Genomic DNA, 12665 nt, shown 5'->3' with positions numbered 1-12665 from the left:
CGGACGCATTTTGGTTCGGCCTTCCGGTACGGAACCGCTCATTCGAGTCATGGCCGAAGGACCGGATGAAGTTGAATTGGAACGCATTGTTGATGATATAGCAGCCGTTATCGAACACGAAATGGGTGAAGTGACGGAGTAGCCGTCCTGTAAAAGAGGTCCTGGCGGATCTCTTTTTTAGGCTTGCAAATAGTCACATTCGAATGCAGATGATATAATAATCGAAAAGTTGCAACGGCAGGGAGGAGGCCCTATGACAGAGGCGGTATACACTATCTTGTCCGGGTTAAATCGTGCCGGATATGAGGCTTATATAGTCGGCGGAGCCGTGCGGGACAAGCTCATGCATAAGGAGCCGCACGATTATGATATTACGACGTCTGCAAGGCCCGAAGAGATTGTTGCTACGGCCCGTAAAGAAGGTTGGCAATGTATCGAATCGGTCGGCCGGTCTTTCGGGGTAAGCCTTATTCTTATAGGCGGGCAGACATATGAAGTGGCTACTTTTCGTGATGAATCGTACGGTGAAGACAGTCACCGACCGGAGAAAATTTGGTATGCACAAACCTTACAAGAGGATGTAAAACGTCGGGACTTTACGGTCAATGCGTTGGCACAGGATAAAGAGGGGCGTATTTACGACTACGTCGGCGGTGTTAAAGACATAAGCAAGAAGACCCTTCGTGCTGTAGGAGATGCGAGTGTGCGTTTTCAAGAGGACGCTCTACGTCTTTTTCGGTTGTGCCGCTTTGCGGGGAAATTGGATTTTACGGTCCACAAAGAGACGCAAAGAGCTATGCCGACTGCTTTTGAACGGGTAAAGGGCTTGTCGGCGGAACGAGTTGTAGCGGAAATCGAACGACTTCTGGTCACGCCGGCGGCTTATAAGGGACTGGATATTCTTGTGCGTTCCGGTTTGGGCAATATGACTTGCCGTCGACGAGAAAACGGCAGGTATACGGATGTGCCGATTTTGCCTGAATGTACGCATCTTCAATACACACCACAGTCCTATCCCTATCATGTCTTTGATGCGTGGGTTCATACTTTGGCCGTCATTGCTCACACCCCCCCGGACCTTACACTGAGGTATGCCGCCCTTTTTCATGATGTGGCTAAGGGCTTGAAAGGTGTGCGAGGCACTAAGGACGGACGTTATACGGATTACGGACATGAGCGTGTCGGAGCGGATATGGCAGCTGCCGTTTTACGACGGTGGCAGTGTAATGAAAAGCTTATAAATCGGGTTGTATGGCTTGTCAAAACGCATATGCAATATCATGCACTGTCAGCCTCTCCTGCGGCCAATATTCGCCGTTGGTTGCGACGTGAAGGAACGAGGGGAGATTTTTCACGAAATACCGACTTAGAGGAAGCCGTACGGCAAGCCACCGTCTTGTCAATTGCCGACGCAAAGGGGTGTCGTCCCGACAGCGATACGACAGGAATAGAGTCATTCGGAGAGTATGTACAGCTATTAGTACAAGCCTTGCCTATTACAACGAAAGATCTGAACTATCCGCCTGAATTGCCGAAACTGTGCGGATCTTATACAGGAGACTGTCTTCGTGTTTTACTCAAACGGGTTCAGGACGGTGCCTTGGAAAATGATGCAGACGTACTCTATGAGGCGTCACGACGATGGTTGAAGCGGCAATTGCAAATAAGGGAAGAAGAGCATGGATAAGGAACAGTTACAACAAAAGAAGGAACAAAAAAAAGACATGAAAATGCGCAAACGCATTTTAAGATGTTTTACAGGGCTTCTTATTTTCGGTCTGGTTCTTACGGTTAGGCTTGTGTGTTTGCAAACCGTACAAAGCGCAGACTTGACGGAACGGGCCGATGCACAAAGTGAAGCGGATCGGAAGATTCAATCGCCGCGCGGCATGATCCTTGACAGAGACGGAAAGGTATTGGCTATCAGTGAAGTGGCCAAGTCCTTATATGCCGACCCGACGATGATGCAGTCCGATACGGACGGAAAGGGTAAAACGCCGGCTGAAGCGGCCGAACTCTTGGCCCCTTATTTGCGTATTAAACAAGATGAGATAGAAGAGCGGCTCAGTCGGGATACGTCCTTTGTATGGCTGGATCGCACTATGGATGACGATAAATATCAAGCTGTGAAGACTGTTATTGCGGATAAACATATTAAAGGCCTACGATTTGTTGATGAAAATCGTCGTTATTATCCTAACGGTACCTTAGCGGCACAACTTATCGGCTTTGTCGGCGACAACGACCACGGCCTGGACGGAATCGAAATGGTTTTGGATGACGATATTCGCGGTGACACGCAAAAGTTGCGTCTTACGACGGACAGTAACAACGTGCCTATTTTTGACTCGGCCTTGGAAAAGGTATTGCCTGATAAGGAAAAATCCGTTCGTCTTACCATTGACAGTACTATTCAGTATATAGCCGAAAAAGGCTTGGATGACATAATGAAAAACAACAAGCCCGAAGGGGCCGCTATTATCATTATGAATCCCAAGACGGGAGAAATCCTGGCCATGGCGAGTCGGCCGAATTTTGACCCTAACGATTATGGAAAGGCTAATAAAGAAGCCTATAAGAATCGAGCTGTTGTCAACTTATATGAGCCGGGGTCTACCTTTAAGCCCTTAATGGCTTCGGCTGCTCTTGATGCGGGGACCTGGACGGAAAGTAAGACTTATAAGGACGTTGGTTATGTCCAAGTTGATGATCGTGTGATTTCCAACTGGGATGACAGCGGTATGGGGACCGTTACGCTGAAAGAGATTCTGAAATTTTCCATTAACACGGGTATGGTAGCCATCGGATTGAATACGGGCGGGAAAATTCTGACCTCTTATGCCGAAAAATACGGATTCGGTAAGCAGACGGGTATTGAACTACCCGGAGAAGGAGAAGGGATCCTCTTTAATCCTGATGAGATGTCGAATATCAACACGGCGACTATGGCTATCGGCCAGGGTATAGCCGTGACACCGTTACAAATGGTACAGGCCTTCGGGGCCGTTGCCAATCACGGCACGATGATGAAACCCTTTGTTATTAAGGAAATAGACAATCCCGACGGTTCTGTTTTTAAAAAGACGGAACCGAAAGAAGTGGGTCAGCCCGTCAGTGCGGAAGTAAGCAGGATTATCAGCACCATTATGGCTGATGAAATAAATTCCGGCGGCGGTTTAAATGCTAAGATTGACGGCTATAATTTCTGCGGTAAAACCGGTACGGCCCAGCGCCTGAATTCGGAGGGAACCGGTTATGCCGACGGCCAGTACATAGGTTCCTTTGTTGGCTTCGGACCTTTGGAGGACCCTGAGTACGTGGTTCTCATCGTTGTCGACAATCCTTCCGGAGTATACTATGGTGCACAAGTAGCGGCACCCGTATTTAAGAGTATGATGACCGATATCGTTCGTATTAAGGGGATTCGTCCCGCATCGGCAGCAGCTGCCAATGCGACAGTTTTGAAAAGTCTTCCCGCAGCGGCGTCGAGAGCCCCTTTGCCACCTGTTGATGTGACAGGAGATACCGTGTTGTTACCGTCGTTTATCGGCTATGACTCGAGAGAAGTAAATGAATGGCTTAATGCTGCCGGATTGGGTTTTATTCCCAACGGGACGGGGCTTGCTACATACCAGGTTCCCGCAGCAGGTACGTATGTGGATGCAGGCAGTAATGTAACTGTTTCATTCTCACGCTGATAGGAAGAAAGAGGAACAAATGAACATGATTTTAGACGGAAAACAGATGGCAACCCTGAGGAAAGCACGATTAACGGCATATATACAATCGGAAAAAGAAGCGGGGCGAGAGAAGAAACTGGCCATTCTTCTTGTAGGTGACTCCGCCCCTTCCGAGTTATATGCACAGTCGGTACAGAGAGTGGCCGCATCAATCGGTATGGAAGCGCTACTGTGCCGCTTTGCCGCCGGTACGCCTCAGGCTGAAATAGTGGCGGCTGTAGGTGATTTGAATAGAAGAGTCGATATAACCGGAATCTTACCACTCCTGCCTCTGCCCGAGGCTTATAATACGGCTGAAATCATCAATGCTTTGTCACCTTGTAAGGATGTAGACGGGCAGACAACCGTCAGTAAGGGCCGCCTCTTTGCAGGCGAACCTTCCTTTGCTCCCTGCACGGCTCAGGCTGTCGTGACAATGCTGGTCGATTACGATATTCCCGTTCAAGGTAAGCACGTTGTCATTGTAGGACGCAGCGATGTAGTAGGTAAGCCTCTTATTCATTTATTTCTTCAAAAAAATGCAACCGTTACGGTTTGCCACAGTAAGACGACAGACCTTTCCGGGATTACGCGGCAGGCGGACATACTCGTCGCTGCCGTAGGAAAGGCCGGTTTTGTCAGTGCTGATATGGTTAAAGACGGAGCCGTTCTCATCGACGTAGGAATTAACCGTGTAGACGGCAAGACTGTCGGCGATATTTGTACGGAAGCGACGACTAAGGCTGCTGCCTATACTCCCGTTCCCGGCGGCATCGGAGCCCTTGTATCGACGATGATATTGGAAAACACGGCTTACGGTATTCGTGAATAATTCTGAGAGAACGGGAAAGTTTAGAATTTATTTATATTTTGTTTAAGCTTCTTTTACACGGTCATCAGAAAGTGCTTTTTATGGATATAGCTGGTAGTCGTTTTTGTTTTCTATCAAGTCATGGCATCTAAGTATCCGACCTATACATTTCCCATGCTCATGCCGCCGGCTCTTCTGTTGGCTCCTTATGCGATAAAGCGGGAAAGAGTTGTGCGTAATACGGTAATTCTCATATCCCTTCTCTTCATAACGGGACTATTCATCTGTATTGCCCCTCTGACACATCGTTATTCGGCAGAGGACCAAGTTCCCTTGTTGCAGTCGCTGACTACGGAAGATACCCTGATTCTTTCGTACGGTATGAGATATCCCGCCTCTATTGTCTACTATTCAGGACATAGGGTTGAGCGATTGGAAACGAAACTGAAAGGCCTCAAGGCATGACCTGGAATGATACGAAGGTCATGCCTTTTTACGCTGGTGAAGACCTTCCCGATGATAGAGATATACTGATTATATCTGATAAAACTGGTGATGCCGTAAAGTCCGGGGAGCTGCCGCGAGAATGGAAAGAAGTAGGGGTGCAAGGAAGAGTTACCTTCTTTAAACGAATTCATCCTTAATCAGAAGGAAATTTTTTAGAATGCCCCTTGAAAAAAGGGAGAAAAAAGGTATAATAAAGACATAACAAATAATAATTATCGATTATATGCAGGAGGGGATTTACATGATTAAATTTTATCGTAACGAAGAAACTAAGGCTATTGTAGTAGCTTTGCAAGGAGAAGCCTGTCCGGGAATGAAAGAGCTCGTAGCCAATACGACAGATGCAGCTCAGGAAAAACACGTTCCTGTCGTAACGAGAGAAAACGGCAAGGTTCATGTTCAAATCGGTTCGGTTGAACATCCCATGTTAGAAGAACATCATATTGAATGGATTGCTCTTGAATCTGAAGGTCGTCTTGTATTTAAATATTTGAAACCCGGTGATAAACCGGTTGCCGACATCTGTGATGCCGCATCAGGCACGGTTTATGAATACTGCAACCTTCACGGCTTGTGGAAGACTGAATTCTAATTGACGAATAAAGAAAAATCTGCACGGAGTATTTCGTGCAGATTTTTTCTTTTGAAAGCCCTTATCAGTAAATTCGATAACCGCCTTGACTAACGGTCGGCAATCTATTATGATAAGTGAAATGGTGGGGTATTGTGCCTTGCTGTTTTATTTTATTTCTGGCAGTTGCATTGTCTGTCGATATTTACGAAAAAGATATATTCTTAGCGCTGGCTCTCATAACGGAGAGGACGAGGAAGAGGTTGTCGAGCATTCAGCGGATGCCTCTCGGCTCAGCCGGTCGATAAAGGTCGTTAAAACCCGATGGTGACGACGGGGACAAAGCGGTATATAAGGCTATCGACAGAACTGCACGCGTAATTGCAAGGAGGTTCTGACTATATGTGCGGTATAGTAGGTTATGTAGGTAAGGAGCAGGCAGCTCCCTTTTTATTGGACGGCTTATCCAAGTTGGAGTATAGAGGGTACGATTCGTCAGGAATCGCTACCTTTGACGGTACAAAGCTTGTCGTAGAAAAATGCGTAGGTCGGCTGGCAGCTTTAGAAGAAAAGATTGCCGGTCATATTCCCCAAGGTCATATCGGTATCGGCCATACGCGTTGGGCGACACACGGTCGTCCGGCAGATAATAATGCCCATCCTCATACAGATGGGAAGGGGCAATTTGCTATTGTTCACAACGGGATTATTGAAAATTATCTGCCCTTGAAAGAGGCTCTTTTGAAAAAAGGGCATGAATTCAAGTCGGAAACAGATACGGAAGTGGTAGCACATCTTTTAGCAGACGTATATGACGGTGATTTCGTTGCCGCTGTTCGTACGGTGCTGAATACGGTCGAAGGATCGTACTCCCTCGTGTTTTTGTCCAAGGCTCATCCTGATTGTCTGATTTGCGCTAAGAAGGATAATCCTTTGGTTATCGGTCTTGGGCAGGGGGAAAACTTTATTGCCTCCGACATTCCGGCCATTATTAACAAGACGAGAAAGACCTATATTTTGAATGACGGTGAAATGGCTGTCGTTCGTGCCGATAATGTAGAAGTCATGAATTTGGCAGGCGAACGGATTGATAAGAAGATTTTTGAAGTCAACTGGAATGCCGAAGCAGCTGAAAAGGGCGGCTACGAACATTTCATGTTGAAGGAAATTCACGAACAGCCCAAGGCTATTCGCGATACCATGTCTCAACGTATTTCAAAAGATGGAAAATCTGTCGTCTTTGACGAATTGAAGTGGGATAAAGATTTCCTTGATTCCATTAACAAAATCGCCATTGTTGCCTGCGGTACGGCTTATCATGCGGGTTTGGTAGGCAAGTCCTACATTGAAAAACTTGTCCGACTGTCTGTGGAAATCGATGTAGCTTCCGAATTCCGTTATAAAGAGCCGATTATTGACGACAAGACTTTGGTCATCGTCGTCAGTCAGTCCGGGGAAACGAGCGATACCTTGGCGGCCTTGAAAGAATCGAAACGACTCGGTGCCAAGACCTTGGCCGTTACCAACGTAGTGGGTTCATCCATTGCCCGTGAAGCAGACCAGGTCATCTATACCTGGGCCGGTCCGGAAATTGCAGTAGCTTCGACCAAGGCTTATACGACGCAACTTGTAGCCTTTTTCATGTTAGCTCTGTACATGGCGGAAATTAAGGGGACTCAGTCGCATGAACGGGTGAGCGAATTAATTGAGGCCCTGCGTAAATTGCCCGATAATGTGGGACGCACCTTTGAAGATGTAGAGCCTGTTAAAACCTTTGCTCGTCAATACGGGTTCAATGAGGACGCCTTCTTTATCGGCCGTTCTTTGGACTATAATGTGGCGATGGAAGGCTCGTTGAAGCTTAAAGAAATTTCTTACATCCATGCGGAAGCCTATGCCGCCGGTGAATTAAAGCACGGCACACTGGCACTTATTGTAGAAGGAGTGCCTGTCATTGCCTTGGCAACGCAGAAGCATGTGTATGAAAAAACTCTCAGTAATATTAAAGAAGTAAAAGCTCGTGATGCCGTCGTTATCGGGATCGCTACGGAAAATGATACGGAACTTGAAAAGTATGCGGATCATGTCATTAAGGTTCCCGAAACGGATGAACTTTTGACGCCGATATTGGCTGTTATTCCTTTGCAGCTTTTGGCTTATTATGCCGCTATTACTCGCGGTGCCGATGTAGATAAGCCGAGAAACCTGGCTAAATCCGTCACGGTAGAATAATTACATAATAAGAAATGTAAAAGAGTCTTGTCTTGGGGCAAGACTCTTTTTTTTGAGAAAAAACAACTCTAATGCAAGCACACCATAGCTATTTAATTTATAATGCTAAAACGGCAATATAATTATTCTTGACACGCATAGATAAGTATATATATAATAAACATATAGTTAAACGTTATACTAAACTGCGATAAGGAGTGAATTTCATGGTAAAACTGATTACAAAAACTATGGACGGTAACCAAGCGGCAGCAGACGTAGCTTATGCATTTACGGAAGTGGCCACGATTTATCCTATTACGCCGTCATCGCCCATGGCTGAACATGTCGATGCTTGGTCGGCACACGGGCGGAAAAATCTTTTCGGACAACCTGTTAAGCTGGTTGAAATGCAGTCTGAAGCCGGAGCTATCGGGGCTGTTCACGGTGCCTCCGAAGCAGGCAGTCTCTGTTCCACCTTTACGGCGTCACAAGGCTTGATGCTCATGATTCCCGTATTACATCGTTTGTCCGGTCAGTTAAAGCCGGTAGTACTTCACATTGCGGCACGTACGGTAGGTACACACACCATGTCCATATTCGGCGACCATTCAGACGTTATGGGCTGTCGTAATACGGGCTTTGCTATGCTTTGCAGTGCCGGTGTACAGGAATGTGCCGACTTAGCGGCAGTAGCTCATTTGTCGACCATCAAAGGGCATGTACCGTTTATGCATTTCTTTGACGGGTTCCGTACGTCTCACGAAATCCAGAAGATTCATACGGTGCCTGAAGAAGAGCTGAAAAAACTCATTGATGAAGACGCTTTGTATGAATTTAAACATAAAGGGCTGAATCCGGAACACCCGGTTATGCGCAGTACCGTAACGAATCCGGACATGTACTTCCAATCGAAGGAAGCCAGCAATATCTGGTACGACCGTTTGCCTCAGATCGTCGATGAATACATGCAACAAATCAATACGCTCACAGGTCGCAACTATAAACTCTTTAACTACTACGGTGCAGAAGATGCCGAAGATATCTTAATCGGCATGGGTTCCGTTACGGGTGCTGTTCAGGAAACGGTAGATACATTGAATAAACAAGGCAAGAAGACCGGTTATATTCAGGTTCATTTATACCGTCCCTTCTCCTTACCGCACTTTACACAGGCCTTGCCGAAGACAGTTAAACGCATTACCGTATTGGACCGCACGAAGGAACCGGGTGCCTTAGGCGAACCCTTGTATGAAGATGTGTGCGCAGCTATTCGCCACACGGACTTGTCACCTGAAATTTTTGCCTGTCGGTATGGTCTTTCTTCCAAAGACGTATCTCCCGCATCCATCCATGCCGTATTCTGTAACATGGAAGCGGTAAAGCCGAAAGTTCACTTTACAGTCGGTATAAATGATGATGTAACGAACCTTTCCATTCCCGACGTACCTTTAGTCGTCGATCATGACGGTATCGTTAACTGCAAGTTCTGGGGCTTCGGTTCCGACGGAACGGTAGGGGCTAATAAGAACTCCGTAAAAATTATCGGTGATAATACGGACATGTTCGTACAGGCTTATTTTGAATATGATACGAAAAAATCGGGCGGCGTTACGAAGTCTCACTTGCGCTTCGGTAAGAACCCCATTCGCTCGACTTATTACATCAAAGCGGCTGATTTCCTGGCTTGCCATAAACCCGTTTACATGAGTACTTACGACATTGTCGGTGAAGTGAAAGACGGCGGTGTATTCCTCTTGAACTGCGGCTGGTCACAAGACGAACTGGAAACGCATCTTTCCGCCAAGGTTAAGCGGGATATCGCTCGTAAGAAGCTCCGCTTCTATATCATAGATGCTGCTAAGATTGCCGGTGAACTCGGTCTGGGGACGAACCGTACCAATACGGTATTGCAGGCAGCTTTCTTTAAACTGGCCAATATACTGCCTATTGAAGATGCTGTAGAATATATGAAAAAAGCTATTCAAAAAACCTATATGGCCAAGGGTGACAAGGTAGTTGCCATGAATCAGGCGGCTGTTGATCGCGGTATCAGTGATGTTGTGGAAGTACAGGTTCCGACTGCATGGGCTGAGTTACCGGAAGAAAAAGCGCAGGAAGATACGAGAAATCTTCCGGAATTCATTAAAAAGATTGTTGAACCTTCGAACTTGCAAAAGGGTGATGACATTCCCGTCAGCGAATTCGTTCCTTATGCCGACGGATCTTATCCTATGGGTTCCACTCAGTACGAAAAACGCGGCATTGCGTCTGTTGTGCCTCGCTGGATTGCCGACAATTGTATTCAATGTAATCGTTGCTCCTTCGTTTGCCCCCATGCGGCTATTCGTCCCTTCCTGGCATCTGAAGAAGAGCAGGCGAAGGCTCCCGAAGGTTTTGTAACCAAAAAGGCCGTAGGCAAAGATATGGATAAATACGGTTTCCGTATTCAAGTATCTCCCCTTGACTGCTACAGCTGCTATACCTGTGTCAATGTATGCCCGGCTAAGGAAAAGGCTCTGGTCATGGAACCTTTAGATACACAGGTTAAAGAACATGAAAACTGGGAATATGCCGTAAGCCTTACTCAAAAGGAAACGGGCCTGGATAAATACACCGTTAAGGGCAGTCAGTTCAACCAACCCTTACTTGAATTCTCCGGCGCTTGTGCAGGTTGTGCCGAAACGGCTTATATGAAAGTATTAACACAGCTTTTCGGACAGCGTATGTTGGTTGCCAATGCAACCGGTTGTACTCAGGCCTGGGGCTCGGCAATGCCCAGTTTATCCTATACGGTAAATAAAGACGGCTTCGGCCCGGCTTGGTCCAACTCCGTATTTGAAGACAATGCCGAATTTGCTCTCGGTATGTCCTTATCTATGGAACAACAACGTGACGACATTCGCCTCAAAACGGAAGAACTCGTTACTTTAGTAGACGGTGAGCTTCGCGATGCAGCCAATAAGTGGCTTGAATCCTTTGGGTGCAGTAATGAAGGCGAAGTGACGGAAGCAACGAGTAAGGCCTATATTGCAGCCTTGGCTAAGGCTCAAGTGAACGGTCGTGCTGCTGAATTGCGGACGTATCTGTTGGCTCATAAAGAACACATTGTTAAGAAAACCATCTGGATGTACGGCGGTGACGGTTGGGCTTATGACATCGGGTACGGCGGTCTTGATCACGTCCTGTCCATGAACTACAATGTCAACATTATGCTCGTCGACACGGAAGTATACTCCAACACGGGTGGACAGTCCTCTAAGGCTACGCCGGTAGGTGCTGTAGCTCAATTCGCTTCAGCCGGCCGTCGTTTGCCCCCATGCGGCTATTCGTCCCTTCCTGGCATCTGAAGAAGAGCAGGCGAAGGCTCCCGAAGGTTTTGTAACCAAAAAGGCCGTAGGCAAAGATATGGATAAATACGGTTTCCGTATTCAAGTATCTCCCCTTGACTGCTACAGCTGCTATACCTGTGTCAATGTATGCCCGGCTAAGGAAAAGGCTCTGGTCATGGAACCTTTAGATACACAGGTTAAAGAACATGAAAACTGGGAATATGCCGTAAGCCTTACTCAAAAGGAAACGGGCCTGGATAAATACACCGTTAAGGGCAGTCAGTTCAACCAACCCTTACTTGAATTCTCCGGCGCTTGTGCAGGTTGTGCCGAAACGGCTTATATGAAAGTATTAACACAGCTTTTCGGACAGCGTATGTTGGTTGCCAATGCAACCGGTTGTACTCAGGCCTGGGGCTCGGCAATGCCCAGTTTATCCTATACGGTAAATAAAGACGGCTTCGGCCCGGCTTGGTCCAACTCCGTATTTGAAGACAATGCCGAATTTGCTCTCGGTATGTCCTTATCTATGGAACAACAACGTGACGACATTCGCCTCAAAACGGAAGAACTCGTTACTTTAGTAGACGGTGAGCTTCGCGATGCAGCCAATAAGTGGCTTGAATCCTTTGGGTGCAGTAATGAAGGCGAAGTGACGGAAGCAACGAGTAAGGCCTATATTGCAGCCTTGGCTAAGGCTCAAGTGAACGGTCGTGCTGCTGAATTGCGGACGTATCTGTTGGCTCATAAAGAACACATTGTTAAGAAAACCATCTGGATGTACGGCGGTGACGGTTGGGCTTATGACATCGGGTACGGCGGTCTTGATCACGTCCTGTCCATGAACTACAATGTCAACATTATGCTCGTCGACACGGAAGTATACTCCAACACGGGTGGACAGTCCTCTAAGGCTACGCCGGTAGGTGCTGTAGCTCAATTCGCTTCAGCCGGCCGTCGTTCGAATAAGAAGGACCTGGGACGACTTCTCATGACATACGGCCACATTTATATTGCACAGGTTGCTTTAGGGGCCGATTCCAATCAATTAATGAAGGCTATTAAAGAAGCGGAAGCCTATGACGGACCGTCTATTATTATCGCCTACTCGCCGTGTATCAACCACGGTCTCAGCTGCGGTATGGGACGGGCTCAGGAAGAAATGAAACGTGCCGTTGACTGCGGGTACTGGCACTTGTATCGGTACAACCCGGATTTGAAGAAGGAAGGAAAGAACCCCTTCATTCTCGATTCTAAGGAACCGCAAGCATCGTTCCGCGATTATCTTATGGGAGAAACGCGCTATGCCGCTTTGACAAGAACTTTCCCGGATATTGCCGATGAACTGTTTACACAGGCAGAAAACTTTGCTAAAGAAAAATACGATATTTACCAGACTTTGGCAGATAAATAAGAGTTAATAAAATCCGCTCCTTATAAAGGAGCGGATTTTATATAAGGCTCTGTCACAACAAATGGTTGATTTTGACGAGAAATAGCGTATAATAATAGTA

General features: G+C 46.9%; 8 protein-coding genes and 2 pseudogenes. All 10 read left to right on the top strand.

What is annotated here, in order from left to right:
* A pseudogene (locus PGX78_RS02945) lies at window positions 1–142 on the top strand (phosphoglucosamine mutase); the annotation flags it as partial.
* A gap of 111 nt (window positions 143–253) precedes the next feature.
* Window positions 254–1687 (top strand): CCA tRNA nucleotidyltransferase, encoded by a 1434-nt coding sequence (locus PGX78_RS02940; RefSeq protein WP_270445326.1) that lies wholly within the window; start codon window positions 254–256, stop codon window positions 1685–1687.
* Window positions 1680–3698, top strand: coding sequence for a penicillin-binding transpeptidase domain-containing protein (locus PGX78_RS02935; RefSeq protein ID WP_270445325.1), 2019 nt, complete (start codon window positions 1680–1682; stop codon window positions 3696–3698). The genes PGX78_RS02940 and PGX78_RS02935 overlap by 8 nt, the downstream gene beginning before the upstream one ends.
* A gap of 19 nt (window positions 3699–3717) precedes the next feature.
* Complete coding sequence (locus tag PGX78_RS02930; RefSeq protein WP_270445324.1) at window positions 3718–4551, top strand: bifunctional 5,10-methylenetetrahydrofolate dehydrogenase/5,10-methenyltetrahydrofolate cyclohydrolase; 834 nt, start codon at window positions 3718–3720, stop codon at window positions 4549–4551.
* A 120-nt stretch (window positions 4552–4671) separates the two neighbouring features.
* Window positions 4672–4995: a hypothetical protein gene (locus PGX78_RS02925; RefSeq protein WP_270445323.1), complete on the top strand. Its 324-nt coding sequence runs from the start codon at window positions 4672–4674 to the stop codon at window positions 4993–4995.
* Window positions 4992–5174, top strand: coding sequence for a hypothetical protein (locus tag PGX78_RS02920; RefSeq protein ID WP_270445322.1), 183 nt, complete (start codon window positions 4992–4994; stop codon window positions 5172–5174). Before PGX78_RS02925 ends, PGX78_RS02920 begins: the two co-directional genes overlap by 4 nt.
* Window positions 5175–5278: 104 nt before the next feature.
* Window positions 5279–5629 (top strand): desulfoferrodoxin family protein, encoded by a 351-nt coding sequence (locus PGX78_RS02915; protein ID WP_270445321.1) that lies wholly within the window; start codon window positions 5279–5281, stop codon window positions 5627–5629.
* A 381-nt stretch (window positions 5630–6010) separates the two neighbouring features.
* Window positions 6011–7840: a glutamine--fructose-6-phosphate transaminase (isomerizing) gene (glmS, locus tag PGX78_RS02910; RefSeq protein ID WP_006941979.1), complete on the top strand. Its 1830-nt coding sequence runs from the start codon at window positions 6011–6013 to the stop codon at window positions 7838–7840.
* A gap of 206 nt (window positions 7841–8046) precedes the next feature.
* Window positions 8047–11169, top strand: coding sequence for a pyruvate:ferredoxin (flavodoxin) oxidoreductase (gene nifJ / locus PGX78_RS02905; RefSeq protein ID WP_270445320.1), 3123 nt, complete (start codon window positions 8047–8049; stop codon window positions 11167–11169).
* A pseudogene (locus PGX78_RS02900) lies at window positions 11123–12565 on the top strand (thiamine pyrophosphate-dependent enzyme); the annotation flags it as partial. The gene nifJ and the pseudogene PGX78_RS02900, both read left to right, overlap by 47 nt.
* Between the last annotated feature and the right edge of the window lie 100 nt (window positions 12566–12665).

The sequence above is a fragment of the Megasphaera sp. AF13-6AC genome (assembly GCF_027685385.1).
Classification (GTDB): domain Bacteria; phylum Bacillota; class Negativicutes; order Veillonellales; family Megasphaeraceae; genus Megasphaera; species Megasphaera micronuciformis.
Note: the sequence above shows the minus strand (reverse complement) of the source record. Positions and strands in the feature narration are given on the sequence as shown.